Source organism: Kribbella sp. NPDC056951 (genome assembly GCF_042674205.1).
GTDB classification, from domain to species: domain Bacteria; phylum Actinomycetota; class Actinomycetes; order Propionibacteriales; family Kribbellaceae; genus Kribbella; species Kribbella yunnanensis.
On sequence record NZ_JBHUQZ010000002.1, the window covers coordinates 688,941 to 705,867 of the forward strand.

At 68.2% G+C, this 16,927-nt stretch carries 19 protein-coding genes; 7 read left to right on the forward strand and 12 right to left on the reverse strand.

All coding sequences use genetic code 11. The annotated features are described in order from the left end of the window. Positions 1–207 precede the first annotated feature (207 nt). Positions 208–1,779 (reverse strand): ABC transporter substrate-binding protein, encoded by a 1,572-nt coding sequence (locus ACFTSF_RS10810; protein ID WP_380153623.1) that lies wholly within the window; start codon positions 1,777–1,779, stop codon positions 208–210. 63 nt (positions 1,780–1,842) lie between these two features. Further along, entirely contained in the window at positions 1,843–2,490 is a 648-nt protein-coding gene (locus ACFTSF_RS10815) for an HAD family hydrolase (RefSeq protein ID WP_380153624.1), read from the reverse strand. A 190-nt stretch (positions 2,491–2,680) separates the two neighbouring features. Here ACFTSF_RS10815 and ACFTSF_RS10820 point away from each other — a divergent pair, with 190 nt between their 5' ends. From ACFTSF_RS10820 to ACFTSF_RS10830, 3 genes are all read left to right on the forward strand, one after another. Further along, positions 2,681–3,532 (forward strand): PAC2 family protein, encoded by an 852-nt coding sequence (locus ACFTSF_RS10820; RefSeq protein WP_344162710.1) that lies wholly within the window; start codon positions 2,681–2,683, stop codon positions 3,530–3,532. Positions 3,533–3,625: 93 nt separating this feature from the next. Continuing rightward, positions 3,626–4,408 (forward strand): L,D-transpeptidase, encoded by a 783-nt coding sequence (locus ACFTSF_RS10825; protein ID WP_380153625.1) that lies wholly within the window; start codon positions 3,626–3,628, stop codon positions 4,406–4,408. A gap of 20 nt (positions 4,409–4,428) precedes the next feature. Then, positions 4,429–5,319, forward strand: a complete 891-nt coding sequence (locus ACFTSF_RS10830; RefSeq protein ID WP_380153626.1) for a hypothetical protein — start codon at positions 4,429–4,431, stop codon at positions 5,317–5,319. 95 nt (positions 5,320–5,414) lie between these two features. Here the strand turns inward: ACFTSF_RS10830 and mshC are convergent, their stop codons facing one another. Both mshC and ACFTSF_RS10840 read right to left on the reverse strand, forming a co-directional pair. Continuing rightward, entirely contained in the window at positions 5,415–6,635 is a 1,221-nt protein-coding gene (mshC, locus tag ACFTSF_RS10835) for a cysteine--1-D-myo-inosityl 2-amino-2-deoxy-alpha-D-glucopyranoside ligase (protein ID WP_380153627.1), read from the reverse strand. A gap of 85 nt (positions 6,636–6,720) precedes the next feature. Continuing rightward, the gene (locus ACFTSF_RS10840) at positions 6,721–7,527 is read right to left on the reverse strand and encodes an NAD(P)H-binding protein (RefSeq protein ID WP_380153628.1); all 807 of its coding nucleotides are present in this window, start codon (positions 7,525–7,527) and stop codon (positions 6,721–6,723) included. 86 nt (positions 7,528–7,613) lie between these two features. Here ACFTSF_RS10840 and ACFTSF_RS10845 point away from each other — a divergent pair, with 86 nt between their 5' ends. Then, positions 7,614–8,519 carry an AraC family transcriptional regulator gene (locus tag ACFTSF_RS10845; RefSeq protein WP_380153629.1) on the forward strand — a complete coding sequence of 302 codons (906 nt, stop codon included), beginning with the start codon at positions 7,614–7,616 and terminating at the stop codon, positions 8,517–8,519. On the opposite strand, the gene ACFTSF_RS10850 is transcribed toward ACFTSF_RS10845, so the two are convergent. The 3 genes from ACFTSF_RS10850 to ACFTSF_RS10860 are packed head-to-tail and all read right to left on the reverse strand — an operon-like array spanning position 8,474 to position 10,537. Next, entirely contained in the window at positions 8,474–9,265 is a 792-nt protein-coding gene (locus ACFTSF_RS10850; RefSeq protein WP_380153630.1) for an SCO1664 family protein, read from the reverse strand. The two genes, ACFTSF_RS10845 and ACFTSF_RS10850, sit on opposite strands and share 46 nt — an antisense overlap. Further along, a complete protein-coding gene (locus ACFTSF_RS10855) occupies positions 9,262–9,837 on the reverse strand; it encodes a DUF3090 family protein (RefSeq protein WP_344165039.1) in 576 nt (191 codons plus the stop codon). The genes ACFTSF_RS10850 and ACFTSF_RS10855 overlap by 4 nt, the downstream gene beginning before the upstream one ends. A 13-nt stretch (positions 9,838–9,850) precedes the next feature. Continuing rightward, positions 9,851–10,537, reverse strand: coding sequence for a histidine phosphatase family protein (locus ACFTSF_RS10860; RefSeq protein WP_344165036.1), 687 nt, complete (start codon positions 10,535–10,537; stop codon positions 9,851–9,853). 49 nt (positions 10,538–10,586) lie between these two features. On the opposite strand from ACFTSF_RS10860, the gene corA reads away from it, so the two are divergent. Next, a complete protein-coding gene (corA, locus tag ACFTSF_RS10865; RefSeq protein WP_344165033.1) occupies positions 10,587–11,558 on the forward strand; it encodes a magnesium/cobalt transporter CorA in 972 nt (323 codons plus the stop codon). On the opposite strand, the gene ACFTSF_RS10870 is transcribed toward corA, so the two are convergent. Beyond that, positions 11,555–12,382 carry an undecaprenyl-diphosphate phosphatase gene (locus ACFTSF_RS10870; RefSeq protein ID WP_380153982.1) on the reverse strand — a complete coding sequence of 276 codons (828 nt, stop codon included), beginning with the start codon at positions 12,380–12,382 and terminating at the stop codon, positions 11,555–11,557. The genes corA and ACFTSF_RS10870 overlap by 4 nt on opposite strands. 1 nt (position 12,383) lies before the next feature. Next, on the reverse strand, positions 12,384–13,433 hold the full coding sequence (locus tag ACFTSF_RS10875; RefSeq protein ID WP_380153631.1) for an LLM class F420-dependent oxidoreductase: 1,050 nt from the start codon (positions 13,431–13,433) through the stop codon (positions 12,384–12,386). Between the two features lie 51 nt (positions 13,434–13,484). On the opposite strand from ACFTSF_RS10875, the gene ACFTSF_RS10880 reads away from it, so the two are divergent. Then, a complete protein-coding gene (locus tag ACFTSF_RS10880) occupies positions 13,485–14,426 on the forward strand; it encodes an aldo/keto reductase (RefSeq protein WP_344165027.1) in 942 nt (313 codons plus the stop codon). A gap of 13 nt (positions 14,427–14,439) precedes the next feature. Beyond that, positions 14,440–14,625, forward strand: a complete 186-nt coding sequence (locus ACFTSF_RS10885; RefSeq protein WP_132169922.1) for a DUF5703 family protein — start codon at positions 14,440–14,442, stop codon at positions 14,623–14,625. Here the strand turns inward: ACFTSF_RS10885 and ACFTSF_RS10890 are convergent. From ACFTSF_RS10890 to ACFTSF_RS10900, 3 genes are read right to left on the reverse strand one after another with little or no spacing between them, the layout of a single operon-like run. Then, entirely contained in the window at positions 14,622–15,653 is a 1,032-nt protein-coding gene (locus ACFTSF_RS10890) for a LuxR C-terminal-related transcriptional regulator (RefSeq protein WP_380153632.1), read from the reverse strand. The two genes, ACFTSF_RS10885 and ACFTSF_RS10890, sit on opposite strands and share 4 nt — an antisense overlap. A 10-nt stretch (positions 15,654–15,663) precedes the next feature. Continuing rightward, positions 15,664–16,083, reverse strand: a complete 420-nt coding sequence (locus ACFTSF_RS10895) for an ester cyclase (protein ID WP_380153633.1) — start codon at positions 16,081–16,083, stop codon at positions 15,664–15,666. A gap of 54 nt (positions 16,084–16,137) precedes the next feature. Then, the gene (locus tag ACFTSF_RS10900; protein WP_380153634.1) at positions 16,138–16,878 is read right to left on the reverse strand and encodes an N-acetyltransferase; all 741 of its coding nucleotides are present in this window, start codon (positions 16,876–16,878) and stop codon (positions 16,138–16,140) included. Between the last annotated feature and the right edge of the window lie 49 nt (positions 16,879–16,927).

A 16,927-nucleotide genomic window follows, 5' to 3' on the forward strand; every position in this document is an offset into this window, starting at 1 on the left:
TTCGGTTGAACCGGAGCAAAATCCGGTATGGCTGCCGCCTTAACCTGCCGCCATTACGGTCTGGAGTCAAACGCCGAATGCGGTGCGTTGCCCGATCGTGATCGCCAGGAAATCGTCCCGTATCGTGGACGTTTCCGCAGTAAAGCACGCCCTCCTACCGAGGGTCGCGGTTACCTCGCGAAACGTTACTGTCATGGCATCTTTGTGTCATTTACGAAGCCCGGACAGGTGCAAAAATGCGAGCGGATCGAGCGCTCCGGAAACGTTCTGCACATCTTTGCCCGCGACTACGCTGAGTCGCCCCTGCCAGGTCGGGACTACCGGCACCTCCCGGGCGAACACGCCCTGCAACTGCTCGAGCAGCTCAGCGCGCTTGATGCCGTTCTGCTCGGCTCTTTCCTGCTGCAGCAGTTTTGTCGCGGCCGCCGAGCGGTACCCGTTCGGGAACGGATCGCTGACCCCGACGAACGGCGCCAGGTAGTTGTCGGCATCCGGGTACTCCGGGATCCACCCCGCGAGGTACAGATCGAACACCCCGGAGCGAACCAACTGCTGATACGCCGGCCACTCCGCGCTCCGCAGAGTCACCCGGAACAACCCCGACGCGTCCAGCTGCCGTTTGAGCTCCAGCGCCTCGGCCTTCGACCCCGGACCAAAGCGGGTCGGCGTCCATCCGAGCGTCAACGGCACCGCGCCCTTGACCCCGGCCGCCTTCAGGATCGCCGCCGCGGCCGCCTTGTTCGGCTGCTTGTACTCCGACCGGTACGCATCAGTCGCTCCACCGAAGCTCGGCGGGACCATTGAATACAGCGGACTCACGTGTTCGGCGTACGCCTTCTTCACCAGCGCCGGCCGGTCGATCAGCTGCGCGACAGCCCGTCGTACGGCGAGCTTGCGCGACGTCACCGACTTGAGCTGGAACGCGACGAACTGGATCACGGCGTCGTCGGACTCGACCACTTGCACGGCACTCGACGTACGGAGCTTGTCGAGCTGCCCGATCGTGAACCCGCGGTACGCCACATCCGTCTTGCCGTTCGTGATCGCCTGGTTCAACGCAACCGCGTCCTTGACCAGGCTGAGCTGCACCCCGTCGTTCTGCGCAGCGCGAGACCCCTTGTACGCCGCGAATCGCGCCAGCGTGACCGACTCCCCCGGCCGGTACGCCGTCAACTGATACGGGCCGCTGCCGACCGCGGTCGCGTCGAGGAGCTTCTTGGTCGGGTACGACTCCTCATCCACGATCGACGCGCCCGTCGTGGTCAGCAGATAAGGCAGCCGCGCATCCGGAGCCTTCAGATTGAAGACCGCGGTCAGCTCATCCGGCGTACTCACGGAGTTCACCGACGCGAACAGCGGCGCCGGCCCACCCGGAGTCTTCAGCGTCAGCATCCGGTCGAAACTGAACCGCACGTCCGACGAGGTCAGCGGATGCCCGTTCGGGAAGGTCAGGCCTTCCTTCAAACTGCACGTGTACGTCGTCGGCGAATCGAACTGGCAATCCGCCGCATCCGGTACCGGCGTCGGCTTCCCCGGCAGGATCGTCAGCAGGGTCTGGTAGAGATTCGCCTGCACGGTCCGCGAACCGATGTCGTACGGACCGGCCGGATCGAGCGAGCTGATCGTGTCGGTGGTCGCCAGCCGCAGGACCATCGCCTTCGGACTGGTCGTGCCGGTGTGCGGCGCGTTGTCGTCCGGCTCACCGCACGCAACCAGGCCGACGCCCAGCCCACCGACCGCAGCGGTCACCACCAACCGCCGCCACAACTCGCTCAACATGTCACCTTCCCCAGCCCAACTACCCCAGTAACGCCCCCGAGGGCACCAAGTGACGGTAGCGCCTCAGGAGAGCAACTGCCGCAGTGACTCCGGAGTCACGACTTCCAATGAGTTCACGACCAGACGGCGCGGCGCCTCCGGGATCGGCACCCAGTGCGGTACGGAGACGACATACGCGCCGGCCGCCGTACCGGACTCGGTGCCAGTCATCGAGTCCTCGATCACCACACACTGCGTCGGATCGACCCCGAGTTTGGCCGCCGCGGTCAGGTAGGGCTCCGGATGCGGCTTGCCGTTCGTCACCTCGTCACCGGCGATGATCACGTCGAACGGATCATCCGGCAGGTGGCTGAGGACCGCGTCGATCATCACCCGGTACGACGCGGAGACCAGCGCGCACGGTACGTCGGCCTTGCGCAGAGCCTGGAGCAGTTCGAGCGCCCCGGGCTGGAACTCGACCTCCCGGCGCAGCGACACGATCACCTCGCCGAAGATCCGCTCGGCCAGCTCCTCACCGGTGATCACACCGGCGGGCAGCGCCTTCAGCCAGACCTGGACGGCGTCGCGCAAATCGCTGCCGATCAACCCAAGACTGTCCTCGTCGGTCCAGGTCCCGCCCAGCTCGGGCAGCACCCGGAGCTGCACCTCCGCCCAGACCTTCTCCGAGTCGACCAGCGTTCCGTCCATGTCCCAGAGCACGGCCTGCAGCACGGCTCCCCCTCCACTTTGTCCTGTGTTGAAACCATTTTCCCGTGCGCACCGGGCGACGCGGGGGGCGGGTCCCTCCGACACGGTCCGCCACTGCTGAAACGTCGCGCGTGGCGTGATCGGACGACGTAGGCTGGCAGTCCGGATTCCGGCAACCCTGCCGGATGGCTAACAGACGACAGGGGGCCTGCGAGTGGTTGATCTCGCGAACCTGAGGGACCCGGTCGTGATCGCGGCGTTCGCGGGCTGGAACGACGCCGCCGAAGCGGCCACCGGAGCGGTCGACCACCTGATCGAGGAGTGGAACGCCGAGCTCGTCACCGAGATCGACCCGGAGGAGTACTACGACTTCCAGGTGAACCGGCCCGAGGTCGGCTTCGACGAGAACGGCGACCGGCAGCTGACCTGGCCGACGACCCGGGTCTACGTGGCCCAGCCGGCCGACACCGACCGCGACGTACTGCTGATCCGTGGCATCGAGCCGAACATGCGCTGGCGCGGCTTCGCCCAGGAACTGCTCGAGGTCGTCGACGAGTCCAACGCCCAGATCGTCGTCGTACTGGGCGCCCTGCTCGCCGACTCCCCGCACACCCGGCCGATCCCCGTCTCGGCAACCTCCTCGGACGCCGAGCTGAGCGCCTCGTGGAGCCTGGAACCGTCGACGTACGAGGGCCCGACCGGCATCACCGGCGTCTTCGCGGACCTCTGCGCCGCACTCGGCGTACCGGCTGTGTCGATCTGGGGCGCGATCCCGCACTACATCGCGGGTTCCCCCTGCCCGAAGGCGTCCCTGGCGCTGCTGAGCAAGATCGAGGCCCTGCTCGACCTGCAGATCCCCGAGGGCGAGCTGCCCGAGATGGCCCGCGCCTGGCAGCGCGGCGCGGACGAGCTGAGCGAAGAGGACCCCGAGGTCGCGGAGTACGTGCACTCCCTGGAGGAGCAGCGCGACACCGCCGACCTGCCCGAGGCCTCGGGTGACGCAATCGCCGCGGAGTTCGAGCGGTACCTGCGCCGGCGGAACAAGAACCACCCGGATACGCCATAACGTTTACTACTCACGGGTCACCTACCGTGGCGTAACGCTCCGGATCGGCCTATTGTCGTCGTCGGACAGTAGGCCGGTCACGGGGAGCTGGGGATGCGCAGGTCGCGGGATGAGCTCGGTAGCAGCTCCATGCCTGCCCTCGCGGTACTCCTGCTGCTCGGAGTCGTCGCCGTCATCGGCATCCTCGGCAACGACGATGACGAGCCCCCGCCGGTCGACCTCACCGCCCTCGCCGCATCCAGTACGGCGACCACTCTCGCGACCGCACCCCTCGATCCCGAGCCCTATGCAGCGACCGACGGGGTCGTCGTCCACCCGCGATCCGAGTCCGCCCTGTATTCCGCCCCGGACAGCGAACCGTTCGCCAAGATCGGGCCGAAGCAGTTCGGGCCGACCTGGCTACCAGTGGTCGAGCAGACCGACGGCTGGGTCCGCGTGCTGCTGCCCTCGAAGCCGAACCGCTCGACCGGCTGGATGCGCGACGACGATCTGGACCGCGCCTCCTCGTCGTACCTGATCCGGGTGCACACGGCGTCGCGGACGATCGAGTTGTTCGAGAAGGGCAAGCGATTGGGTGCATGGAAGGCCGGTGTCGGCGCGCGCAAGACCCCGACCCCGGCCGGACGCACCTTTCTGCTCGGCTCGATCGTCGACCACAAGCGCTCCGCGTCGCCGATCGTGCTGCCGTTGGGTGCACACAGTCCCACTCTCGACACGTTCGGTGGCGGACCTGGTACGGTCGCGATCCACGGCTGGCCGCGCGCCGACGTGTTCGGAGCCGCGATCAGCGCCGGATGCGTCCGGGTGCCTAAGACCGCCTTGGCGAAACTTCAGCGGGTCCCGCTCGGGACTCTCGTTCAGATCGACAACAAGTGACGTACGTGAGGAGACCGGAGATGCGCCGACAGCTCGTACCGACCGTCGTCACGGCAGCCGCCGTGGCCGGAGTCGTGGCGTTCAGCCTGGTCGCCAGTACGCCGGTGGGGAGCGCGGCCACCCGGCCCTCGTCGGCCTACGCCGTCAGCGCCGAAGGCCAGGTGCCCGTCGACAAGACGCCGTACGTCGAATCCCTCGACGGCAAGCCGAAGAAGTCCTCGGCCCTCGAACTCCCCGACAACCCACTGCTCGCGGTCCGCGCCGGCACCGTCAACGCCGGCAACAACTCGGCCTCCGTCGAACTCATCGACATCTCGGTCGGCGCCGACATCCTCGGCCAGATCCCGATCCCGCCGGACCTGAAGAAGCAGTGCGACGCCCTCCCTCCGACCGGCGCCGACGACCTCCCGCTCCCCGACATCAAGCTGCCGGACCTGGGCCTGCCGATCCCGCTGCCTTCGTTGAGCACCAAGGACCTGCCGGTCAAGAACCTCCCCGACCTCTGCAAGCTCCTGCTCACCCCACCGAGCTCCCTGGTCGGCATCGACGCCGTCAACGTCTGGTGCTCCGGCGCCAAGGGCGGTATCGACGTCGGCGCCCTCACCCTGCTGGGCCAAACCATCAAGATCCCCAGCACCACCGAGACCTTCAGCACCCCGGCCAACCCGTTGATCGCCATCACGGTGAACGAGCAGACCAAGAACGCCGACGGCTCCTTCACCATCACCGGCCTCAAGATCAACCTAGGCAACGGCGCCCAAATCATCCGCCTGGCCTCAGCCACCTGCGCCAAACCGGCCACCGTGAAGCCCAAGCCAACCCCCAAGCCGACCCCGCACCCCCCGGTCGAGGGCCCGCCCAACGCCCCAACCCCCACCCCCATCAAAACCCACATCCCAGTCACCGGCTGACCTGCGGGCAGTTGTTGCGGGCGTGAACAGGAAATGGGGGCCTTGAACAAGGCATAACTTGTTCAAGCCCCCCCACAGGGTGCGCACCCCCGCACCTAGAGCTTGATGCCCAGCAACGAGTCGATCGCCTGGGCTACCAAAGCGGGAGCGGTCGGGTCGTCGCCGTTGGTTTCGGACCAGGTGTCGACGGCGGACAGGGCCGCGACCGTGTCCAGGTCGTTGGTGAGAGTAGCCCGTACGGCGTCAACCGTGGCAGGGCCGTCGGGGCCGGAACCGCGGCTGAGCGCGCCTCGCCACACGTCCAGGCGGGACTGCGCTTCCGTCAAACCCTCGGCCGTCCAGAACCAGTCGGTCCGGTAGTGGTGAGCCAGCAGTGCGAGGCGGATCGCCATCGGGTCGGTACCGCTCAGCCGTTCCTTGGACACGAGCACGAGGTTGCCCTTGGACTTGGACATCTTCTCGCCGTCCAGCCCGACCATCGCCTGGTGCACGTAGGCACGAGCGAAGGGGTGCCGGCCGGTCGCCACCTGGGCGCCGCTGGCGGACATCTCGTGGTGCGGGAAGATCAGGTCCGATCCCCCGCCCTGGACGTCGAACGACATCCCGAGGTGCTTCAACGCGATCGCCGAACACTCCACGTGCCAGCCCGGCCGACCGCGCCCAACCGGCGAGTCCCACGCCGGCTCGTCCGGCCGCTCGTGGCGCCACAGGAGGCTGTCGAGCGGGTCCTGCTTACCAGGGCGGTCCGGGTCTCCCCCGCGCTCGGCGAACAGGGCGAGCATCGTCGACCGGTCGTAGTTGGAGACGCCCCCGAACGCCGGGTCGGCCTTCACCGCGAAGTACAGGTCCCCGTCGACCGAATAGACCGCCCCGGACTCCTGTAGCTCCTCGACAGCAGACGCCACCAGGTCGATCGACTCGACGACACCGATGTAATGCTGCGGCGGGATCACCCGCAGCGCGGTCATGTCGTCGCGGAAGAGCTGGATCTCCTTGTGCGCCAGCTCGGTCCAGTCGACACCGGTCGCGGCGGCGCGCTCCAGCAGCGGGTCGTCCACATCGGTGATGTTCTGCGTGTACAGCACCTCGTACCCCGCGTCCCGCCACAAGCGGTTCACCAGGTCGAACGTGACGTACGTCGCCGCGTGCCCCATGTGGGTCGCGTCGTACGGCGTGATGCCGCACACGTACATCCGGGCGGTCGAGCCGTCGACCGGCGCCACCTCGACCGGTCCGCCGGAGGCGGTGTCGTGGAGGCGCAGCCGCCGGGCCGGGCCCGGGACGACCGGGATGTCTGGATGAGTCCACGCCTGCATGGTCTGGAGCTTATGTCAGGCACGAATTCATTGACGCGACACGGTTCCATTCCCCGGGCGCGGCCGCGTGCCGCCGCGCGGTCGGTTACCCTGCCCAGGTCCGCTCGACGTACGCCGTGAAGCTCCCCGCCGGCCGACCGAGCAGCTCGGCGATGTCGTCGCTCGGCGCGGTCAGATACCCCTCGCGCATGATCGCGAACAATTCGTTCAGCTCGTCAGCGACCTCATTCGGCCACCCGATCCCAACCAACGATGCGCGATACTCGGCCGGCGTCACCGCGACATACGAGACCGGACGCCCCGACACCTTCGCGATCGCCGCCACCGCCTCGCCGAACGTGATCGCCTCCGGCCCCGACAGGTCATAAGCCCGGCCCTCGTGACCGGCCGACGTCAGCACCTTGGCCGCAACCTCCGCCACGTCCTCCAGGTCGACGAACGGCTCCCGCACCTCACCAGCCGGCAACGCCAACACCCCCGCCTCCACCGGCTCGGACCACACGTCCTCAGAGAAGTTCTGCGCGAAGTTGTTGGCCCGCAGAATCGTCCACCCGACCCCGGAGGCCTGAACGACCCGCTCCCCCTCGGCCATCCCCGGCGCGAACCGCCCGACGACCTTGTCCATCGACCGCCCCGACAGTGCGACAAACCGCCGTACGCCGGCCGCCACCGCCTGCTCCACAAACCCCTCGATCGGCTCCGGATCCTCCGGCGCCACGAGGTACACCGCCTCCACACCCTGTACGGCGGCCGCCCACGTACCGCGATCCGTCCAGTCGAACCGGGTCTCGCCCGACCTCGACGCCGCCCGCACCTCAACACCATCCGCACGCAGCCGCGCGACCACTCGCCGACCACTCTTACCTGTCGCACCCAACACCAAAATCGTCATACCCACAGTCAATCCGCGGACCTCCCCCGACCGAATGGGCGATCGGACCAGGCTCATATGCGGACGGCCCACCTAGGCTGGTCCCCGTGGATCCCCTCGACGACCTGTTACGCGGCCTGCGAGCCGAAGGCGCCGTTCTCGGTACGCCGGTGCTCGCGCCGCCGTACGCGCTGCGTTTCGTCGACGGCGCGGCGCTGACGTTCTGCGCACCGCTCCTCGGCACCGGCTGGATTGTTGCCGAAGGCACCGAACCCGTGCGGATCGTGCCCGGTGACACCGCGATCATCCGCGGCCCGGAGCCGTTCCTCTTCACCGACGACCCGACCCGATCCGGACCGATCATCGACGTCCGCTGCGACGGCCGGGTCGACTCCCCCGGGCCGATCGACCATGGCACCGTGCTGATGGCCGGGGCGTACCACGTTCGCCAGGAACTCCCCCGCCGACTGGTCACCGAGCTTCCGCCGCTGGTCGTCGTACCGGAGGATCACGACTGCACGCCGCTGCGTGAGTACCTGCAGGAGCGGATCGCGGCCGGCGCCCTCGGCCGTCATGTCGGCCTGGACCGGCTGCTCGACTGGCTGATGGTCTGTTGCCTGCGCGACTGGTTCGAGGCCAACCCACCGCCCTGGTACCGCGCGCTCGGCGACGAGGTGGCCGGTCCGGTCCTGCAGGCCATGCACGGCTCCCCCGCCGCCGGCTGGACGCTGGCCGGGCTCGCCGAGGTGGCCGCGGTCTCCCGGACCACGCTCGTACGGCGTTTCACCCACCTGACCGGCCAGGCCCCGCTCACCTACCTGACCGAACTCCGGATGACGCTCGCGACCGACCTGCTCACCGAACCCGGTGCCACCGTCGCCGCCGTCGCCCGGCGGGTCGGGTACGGCGACGCGTTCAGCTTCAGCGCCGCCTTCAAACGCGAGCGTGGCATGAGCCCAAGCGAGGCTCAGAAGGCCGGCCAGGGAATGGCCGGCCAGTCCTCGCTCGGGTAGGGGTAGGAACCAGATTTCAGCAGGGTCGCGCAGCGCTCCCGCGTCGCGGTCAGCTCGACGCCGGTGATCAACTGGCCGAGCTCCTGCCCGAAAGCACCGGCCAGTCCGTCGGCCAATCGCCGTACGTCGTCGAGGAGGTCCGGCGCGATCGGGTCACCGGCCCAACCCCACAACACGGTCCGGAGCTTGTCGTCGGCGTTGAAGGTCACCCCGTGGTCGACGCCGAACACGCGGCCGTCGCCCGGGTTCAGCACGTGCCCGCCCTTGCGGTCGGCATTGTTGACCAGGGCATCGAACACGGCCATCCGCCGCAACGCCTCAGTGTCCGCGTGCACCAGCGTCACCGGGTTGTGCCGCCCATCCAGCGCATCCAGTACGCCGACCCATCCGGACGGCACTCGTCCTTGCGGCACGATGTCGACCAGTTCGGTCTCGCCCGCGCCCACCTCGACCTCGTCAATCCACAACTGGACCATGCCCTCACCGAGTGGCCCATCACGTAACAACGTCGGCGGCACGATCGACCAGCCGAGCTCCTCAGAGACGACGTACGCCGCGTACTCGCGCTCAGCCAGCGTGCCGTCGGGGAAATCCCACAACGGCCGTTCGCCCTGCACCGGCTTGTAGACAACCGTCGCACTCGCGGAACCGAGACTCACCGAACCCTGATAAGTCCCGTTCGAGGCCGCCATCAGCCGACCATGCAGAGAAAGCTCCCCGCGAGCGAGGAGGTCGAGATCGGTCATTCGGGTAGGTGCCTGCGGTAGCCGTTGGCCCGCGGGCAGATGTGGCCCTCGGGGTCGATCGGGCGGCCGCAGAACGGGCAGCTCGGGCGGCCGGAGGCGACCAGCGCCACCGCGCGCCGGGCGAACGCCCGGGCCTGCTGCTCGCTGAGCCGGACCACGAACACCTCGCCGTCCTCGGACTCGAGCGCGGCCGCGACCGGGTCCTCCTCCTCGAGCTCGGCCTGCTCGCTGGTGACCACCGCGAACACCTCGATCACCACCCGCTCGGCGTCGGCCTCCCAGGCCAGCGTCATGGTGCCGGCCCGGAACTCCTCCTCGATCGGCTGCTCCAGCGGATCGGTGTCGTCCGGCCCGGTCGGTGCCAGCGGCTCCCGCTCGAACCGCCGCGCGACCTCGTCCAGCATCACGTCCAGCCGCTCCGCGAGCGCCATCACCTGTTCCTTCTCACAAGCCACCGAGGTCAGCCGGACACCGGCCCTGGCCTGCAGGAAGAAGGTTCTCGCACCGGGTTCCCCCACGGTGCCGGCGACGAACCGCTCAGGATCGTCGTAGGAGTGAACAACGCGCGCCATGACTAAGACCCTATTACCGTCCACCTACGACGGCGTCCGAGGACTGCTTTTTGGTCGCTTTCCCCTTCGCCGGCGGCTTCGGAATCAGCGACGCCAGCTCGCTGCCGGTGTCGTTCAGGCGGACCAGGAACGGGCGGGTCGCGGTGTAGGTGATGATCGTGGTGGAGGCGGTATCGACGACGATCCGCTGGAACGTGTCCAGGTGCTGACCGAGCGCATCGGCAACGATCGCCTTGATCACGTCACCGTGCGAGACCGCCACCCAGATCGCGTCATCAGGCAGTGCCGCGTTGTGCGCGCGGATCGCGTCCACCCCGCGCTGCTGCATGGCCCGCATCGATTCGCCGTTCGGGAAGGTCACGGCCGACGGATGCGCCTGCACGACCGCCCACAGCGGGTCCTTGGCCAGGGTCGAGATCTTCTCGCCGGTCCAATCGCCGTACCCGCACTCGGTCAGCCGGCGGTCGGTCGCCGGCCGCAGCCCGGGGTGGTGTTTGGCGATCGCGCTCGCGGTCTGCCGGCAGCGCTCCAACGGTGAGGTGATGATCGCGGCCAGTGGCAGCCCGGCGAGCCGCTGGGCGACGGCCTCGGCCTGCTGAACCCCGGTCTCGTCGAGCTTCACACCCGGCGTCCGCCCGGCCAGCGTGCCGGATGTGTTCGAGCTGCTGCGGCCGTGCCGGACCAGAATCACCGTGGGCATAGCCTGCACGGTATCCGGTCCTGGCAAGTTGCAGTGCCATGATGGACCGGTGATCGTCGATTGCGGGGTGTACGCCGGGGGCGAGCGGCTCGATCTGCCGAAGGAACCCGAGACCGTTGCCCGGACCATCGACCAGGACACCGGCACCTTCGGCTGGGTCGGCCTGCACGATCCGTCCGATGCCGAGATGCGCCGCGTCCAGGCCCTCTTCGACCTGCACGAGCTCGCCGTCGAGGACGCCCTGAAGGCCCATGAGCGCCCCAAGGTCGAGCGGTACGGCGACGCGCTGGTCGTCGTACTGCGCACCCTCTGGTACGTCGACGAGGGCGATCAGGTGGAGACCGGCCAGGTCAGCGTCTTCGTGGGACCCCGGTACGTCGTGACCGTGCGGCACGGAGACGGCGCCGAGCTGGCCACGACCCGGCAGGCGCTCGAGGACCGGGCCTCGATGCTCGGTCACGGTCCCGGAGCGGTGTTGTGGGCGGTCTGCGACTCGGTCGTGGACGGCTACGAGGAGGTCGCCGAGCAGGTCGAGATCGACATCGACGAGGTCGAGTCCTCGGTCTTCTCGCCGGAGCGGACCAGCGACGCCGAGCGGATCTACAAGCTCAAGCGCGAGGTCCTGGAGATGCGCAGGGCGATTGTCCCGCTGCGCGAACCGATGGAAGCCTTCGCGCATGGCGCTCCCGGCATCAGCCAGAACGCGGCGGCCTTCTTCCGTGACGTGGCCGACCACGTCAGCCGAGTGTCGGAGCAGACCGACGCCCTCGACACCCTGCTCAGCTCGGCGCTGAACGCCCACCTCGCCCGCGTCTCGGTCCAGCAGAACGACGACATGCGCAAGATCTCGGCCTGGGTCATGATCGCCGCAGTGCCGACCATGCTGGCCGGCATCTACGGCATGAACTTCGACAACATGCCCGAACTGCGCTGGCACTTCGGGTACTACGCCGTACTGCTGGTGATGGGCGGAGTCTGCAGCACGATGTACGGCCTGTTCCGCAAGGTCGGCTGGCTCTAGGTCGCAGTGATCGTGCTGGTGGCGAGCAGGATCAGGATGACGATGCCGACCAGCACCCGGTAGAACGCGAAGACCTCGGTCGTGTGCTTGGCCACGAACCGGATCAGCCAGGCCACTGACGCGTAGGCGACGATGAAGCTGACCACAGTGCCGACCAACAGCGGTACGGCGCCGACGTGGCCACCCATCGCGTGCGGCAACTCGAAGACCGCGGCACCGACCAGGGCCGGGATGCCGAGCAGGAAGGCGACCCGGGTCGACGCGACCCGGTCGAGGCCGCGGAACAGACCGGCCGAGATGGTCGCGCCGGAGCGCGAAACCCCCGGGATCAGCGCCAGACACTGCAGCAGGCCCATCACGATCGCGTCGATCAGCGTGATCTTCTCCAGCGGGCGCTTCTTCGAGCCGAGCCGTTCCGCAGCGACCATCACGAACGACCAGCCGATCAGCGAGCCCGCGACCCACCACATGCTGCGCAGCGGCCCCGAGATGATGTCCCTGGCCAGAAAACCGACGATGCAGATCGGCAGCGAGCCGATGATCACGTACCAGCCCATCCGGTGGTCGAACTCACCCCGGTACTCCGGCTTCGTGAGCCCGCGGAACCACGCCACGGCGTACCGGGAGATGTCTTTCCACATGTAGACCACGACGGCCGCGATCGCGCCGAACTGGATCACCGCGGTGAACGCGGTCACGCTCGCGTCGTCGATCGGCAGCCCGAGGGCCTTCGACGCGATGGTCAGGTGGCCGGTACTGGAGACCGGCAGGAATTCGGTGAGCCCCTCGACGATGCCGAGGATGATCGAGTCCCAGATCGTCAACTCAGGCACCGACCCCGGAGAGTTCGAGCGCCTCGGCGAGCAGGCGGAGATCGGCGATCCGCTGATCCACGGTCGGCGCGAACGGCGTCACCGCGACCGTCGTCGTACCGGCCTCGGCGTAGGCGGTCAGTTTCTCGGCCATCCGCTCCTTGCCGCCGAGCAGCGAGATCCCGTCGATGAAACCCTGCGGTACGGCGGCCATCGCGTCCCGGTGCTGCTTGGCCAGGTACAGGTCCTGGATCTGCTTGGCCTCGTCGGCATAGCCCATCCGAACCGCGAGGGCGTTGTAGAAGTTCTTCTCGCGACTGCCCATGCCACCGATGTACAAGGCGGCGTACCCACGAATCGGGTCCGCGGCAGCGTCCAGATCGTCACCGGTCATCAGCGGAACCGAAGCCACGACATCGAAACCGTCTAGCCCCAGCTGACGGGTTTGCCGACCCGTCGCGATGTGTTTCAACTGCTCTCCCAGATAGGCGGGGTCGTTGAGGATCCCGAGCCAGCCGTCGGCGATCTCGCCGGCCAGCTCGAGGTTCTTCGGGCCGACCGCGGCCAGGTAGACCGGCACGTGGTCGCGGAGCGGGCGGCTGGACAGCTTCAGCGCCTTACCCGGTCCGTCGGGCAGCGGCAGCGTGAAGTGCTCACCGTGGAACTCCACCGTCTCGCGCCGCATCGCGGCGTTGACGATGGCAACGTACTCGCGGGTGCGGGCCAGCGGCTTGTCGAACCGGACTCCGTGCCACCCCTCGGACACCTGCGGCCCGGACACGCCGAGACCGAGCCGGAACCGGCCGCCGGACAGCCGGTCCAGGGTGGCCGCGGTCATCGCGGTCATCGCCGGCGTACGGGCCGGGATCTGGAAGACCGCCGCGCCGACGTCGATCGTCGTCGTCTGGGCGGCGATCCAGGTCAGCAGCGTGGCCGCGTCCGAGCCGTACGCCTCCGCGGCCCAGGTGACCGAGAAACCGAGTGATTCCGCCTCTTTGACGAGCTTCAGATGGTCGAGATGCTCTTCGCCGAAGACGAAGCCGATGTTCAGTCCGAGTCGCATGACTGGCGAGCCTATCCAGCCGTTGTCGGTAGGCCGCAATAGGCTCAGGTTATGCAGCAGCGCTATCTCGGTCACAGTGGACTGGCGGTGAGTCGGCTCGGCCTGGGCACCATGTCCTGGGGCCGTGACACCGACGAGCACGAGGCGCGCGAGCAGCTCGCCGCCTTCGTGGCCGCCGGTGGCACCCTGATCGACACCGCCGCGGCGTACGGCGACGGTGACAGCGAGCGACTGATCGGCACACTGCTCGGCGACGTGGTCGAGCGCGACGATGTGGTGATCGCCACAAAAGCCGGTTTCAGTGTCCGCCGCGGCGAGCGGATCACCGATACCTCACGCGGTTCGCTGCTGCGTGACCTGGACGCCTCGTTGCGTCGGCTGAACGTCGACTACATCGACCTGTGGCAGCTGCACACCTGGTCCGACGACGTACCGCTCGAGGAGACCCTGTCCGCGCTCGACTACGCGGTCAACTCCGGCAAGGTGCGGTATGTCGGCGTCTCGAACTACGCCGGGTGGAAGTCCGCGCGAGCAGTCACCTGGCAGCAGGCCTGGCCCGGGCGCGCCGTACCGGTGTCGAACCAGGTGGAGTACTCACTCCTCGCCCGCGACGCCGAGGCAGACGCGATCCGGGCGGCCGGCGGGCTCGGTATCGGCCTGCTGGCGTGGTCGCCGCTTGGCCGGGGTGTGTTGACTGGGAAGTACCGCACGGGCATCCCCGCGGACTCCCGGGCGGCGTCTCAGCATTTGTCCAGATTCGTCGACCCCTACCTGGACGGCCGCGGTTCGGGCATCGTTGAAGCGGTGGCACGCGCCGCGGACGGACTCGGCTGGAGTCCGCTCGAGGTCGCGCTCACCTGGGTGCGGGACCGGCCCGGCGTGTCGGCAGCCATCGTCGGCGCCCGGACGGCGATGCAGCTGAAGTCGGTGCTGGGTGTGGAGGAGCTGACGCTGCCGCCGGCCATCGTGGCGGCGCTGGAGGACGTGTCGTGAAGTAGGAGGCTGAATGGCTGAATATGAATTGCAGCAGTTCGAGGTGTCCAGGACCGAGACGCGGGGGGCGGTCCGCCGGTTGCTCACCGAGCACGCCGAGTACGGCGGCTGGGAACTGGCCCGCCTCCGCCGTTACCCGGACGGCACTCGCAGAGTGTGGCTCCGCCGCCGCGTCATCAAGGTGCTGCGCACGTTCTAAGGGGACCCGCGGAGCAACGCCGTCACCAACTCTCGGCGACTACCCACGCCGACTTTGTCGTACGCCGCCCGGACATGCTCCTGCACGGTGTGCGGCGACAGGCACAACCGCTCCACGATCTGCCGCGTCGACAGCCCCTGCAGCACCAACTCCGTCACCCGCTGCTGAGCCGGCGTCAACCCGTACAGGTCGAGCATCAAGGAACCCAGCTGCGTCGGCAGCACCGCCTCGAGCACCACGGCCGTCCGCCACCCGCCATCACCCTCAGGACCTCGGAGCACCGACGCGTGAATGGCGAGCCAGCGGCCCGACTTCGTTCGCACCTTCAGCACCGGCGCTGCCGAGGTCCGCATCAGCTGCGCGGCAACCGCCCGGACCGGAACCGGTAGCTCGGCGTGACGCTCCGGATCGAGCTCTCGCATCCAGTGCTCGGCCTCGGCACTGATCGACTCCACCTGGAGCTCCGCATCCAGGACGACGACTCCCGGCCCGACGTCGGCCTGGTCAACCGCGCCGACGCGCAGACCACGCCGCAGCCCCTCCGCCAGATGAGGCGCAAGCCGCCGTACCAGCTGGATCTCGTGCGGCGAGAAGCCCGCCTCGGCATTCTCCCGATGCAGGCAGAGCGCGCCCCACGCGCGCCCACCCGACCGGAGGACCGCACGGAGTTCGTCGCCGAGACCGAGCGGGCGCATCACGTCGACGTACCGGGCGCTGCTCGCCCAGTCGCCCTTCGTCGCGACTCCGAGCGAGCTCACCGCGTCCGGCGCAGCGGCGAGCATGGCGAACTTGTTGACGTCGGCCTGGCCGAATTCGTTCGCGAGGAACTGCTCGGTCACCGTCCCGAGCGGCTCGTCGACGGTCACCGACGTGAACAGCACGGTCGCCGGGTCGAGGGTCGCGAAGAACGCCGCGTCGATCGTCAGCAGACCGCGGAGCCTCGTCAGGGCCTCGGCGCGCAGCTCATCGGCGTCCAGCCCTGCGTAACAGCGCTGGATCAGTACCTCCAGGCGATCCGCCGCCCCCATGGCTGTGATGCTACGCCGGTACGGCGCCCAGCTGGCGGGTGAAACCGAGTTCGTCGAGCCGGCCCCAGCGCTCGACGATTCGGCCGTCGCGGAGCCGCCAGATGTTGATCCCGGGCAGACTGACCACCGCTCCGGTCGGGGCGACGCCCATCACCTCGCCGCGGTGCGTACCGGACGCTGTGAATCGCTCGACCACGAGGTCGCCCTCGGCAATCAACGCGTGCAGGTCGCTGTGCCAGTCCGGGAACGCCGCCCGCATCATTCCGCCGGCGGCTCGCATCCCTTCACGGTCCGGGGTGACCCCGAACGGCGGGTCGTTGTTGACGAAGTCCTCGGCCAGGTACGTGTCCACGGCGCCGAGATCTCCTTGGCTGAACAGGCCGTCGATGAAGTCCTTCACGACGCCTTTGTTGCTCTCTGCTGTACTCATGGCCCGATCGTCTCCGGGCGCGTGTCCGGGAACTACCCCGACTAGTTGGGGTATTCAGACGTCGTGACGGACCCAGACGTTCGGCTCGACGTAGATCGCCCGGTCGTGGTCCACGTCAGCCACGACCGGCACCAGCGCGCCCGGTACGACGACGTCGCCGGTGCTGTCGAACGGCAGGCCGGTCCACTCCCGCCACTCGGCGAGCGACGCAGCGACAACCATCGAGGTCGGCGCCACCTTGATGATCGTCCCGCCGGCACGAACGTGGACGCGCAACCACGGATCGACGGGCAAACCGTCGTCGCGCGTCATCGCGGCGTACTGGCTCATCGGGAGGTGGGCGTCGGTCTTGCCGTTCGGGCGAACCGGCGCATAGAGCGCCGTGTGCCCCTTGGCCTTCACCGCGTCGCGCATCGCCCCGAGCATCTTGTACGACAGTCCGCCACCGAGGTGGGTCGGCTTGATCATGATCTCGAGCGCACTCGACACGTTGGCCTCGCGGCCTCGGCGGTGGTCCTCGATCCCCCACTGCAAGACCTGGTCCCACCCACGCGACGGCAGTTCGGTCCGGTCGTCGCTGCCGAAGGCGAACGGGATGCTGCGGGCGTGCGCGACCAGTTCACCGTCCTGCGTCGCGACCAGGCACTGGTCCGCGAAATTCTGCGTCACCTGGCCGATCAACGCGGCGGCGACCAGGTCTTCCAGCATGAACCTCGGCCATACCTTCCAGTTGTTGCCCAGGTATTCGGCGACATCGGGGCGCTCGGCAAGTGTGGTGATGACGATCTCGGACATGCTCCGCAGTGTGACATCGCCACAGGGCGCCCGACATCCCAATAACCTG

Excerpts from the sequence above, each read along its gene's own strand:
- ACFTSF_RS10810 (WP_380153623.1), bottom strand. The coding sequence starts at position 1,779 with ATGTTGAGCGAGTTGTGGCGGCGGTTGGTGGTGACCGCTGCGGTCGGT.
- ACFTSF_RS10825 (WP_380153625.1), top strand. The coding sequence starts at position 3,626 with ATGCGCAGGTCGCGGGATGAGCTCGGTAGCAGCTCCATGCCTGCCCTC.
- ACFTSF_RS10830 (WP_380153626.1), top strand. The coding sequence starts at position 4,429 with ATGCGCCGACAGCTCGTACCGACCGTCGTCACGGCAGCCGCCGTGGCC.
- mshC (WP_380153627.1), bottom strand. The coding sequence starts at position 6,635 with ATGCAGGCGTGGACTCATCCAGACATCCCGGTCGTCCCGGGCCCGGCC.
- ACFTSF_RS10840 (WP_380153628.1), bottom strand. The coding sequence starts at position 7,527 with ATGACGATTTTGGTGTTGGGTGCGACAGGTAAGAGTGGTCGGCGAGTG.
- ACFTSF_RS10850 (WP_380153630.1), bottom strand. The coding sequence starts at position 9,265 with ATGACCGATCTCGACCTCCTCGCTCGCGGGGAGCTTTCTCTGCATGGT.
- ACFTSF_RS10855 (WP_344165039.1), bottom strand. The coding sequence starts at position 9,837 with ATGGCGCGCGTTGTTCACTCCTACGACGATCCTGAGCGGTTCGTCGCC.
- ACFTSF_RS10860 (WP_344165036.1), bottom strand. The coding sequence starts at position 10,537 with ATGCCCACGGTGATTCTGGTCCGGCACGGCCGCAGCAGCTCGAACACA.
- ACFTSF_RS10875 (WP_380153631.1), bottom strand. The coding sequence starts at position 13,433 with ATGCGACTCGGACTGAACATCGGCTTCGTCTTCGGCGAAGAGCATCTC.
- ACFTSF_RS10880 (WP_344165027.1), top strand. The coding sequence starts at position 13,485 with ATGCAGCAGCGCTATCTCGGTCACAGTGGACTGGCGGTGAGTCGGCTC.
- ACFTSF_RS10885 (WP_132169922.1), top strand. The coding sequence starts at position 14,440 with ATGGCTGAATATGAATTGCAGCAGTTCGAGGTGTCCAGGACCGAGACG.
- ACFTSF_RS10890 (WP_380153632.1), bottom strand. The coding sequence starts at position 15,653 with ATGGGGGCGGCGGATCGCCTGGAGGTACTGATCCAGCGCTGTTACGCA.
- ACFTSF_RS10895 (WP_380153633.1), bottom strand. The coding sequence starts at position 16,083 with ATGAGTACAGCAGAGAGCAACAAAGGCGTCGTGAAGGACTTCATCGAC.
- ACFTSF_RS10900 (WP_380153634.1), bottom strand. The coding sequence starts at position 16,878 with ATGTCCGAGATCGTCATCACCACACTTGCCGAGCGCCCCGATGTCGCC.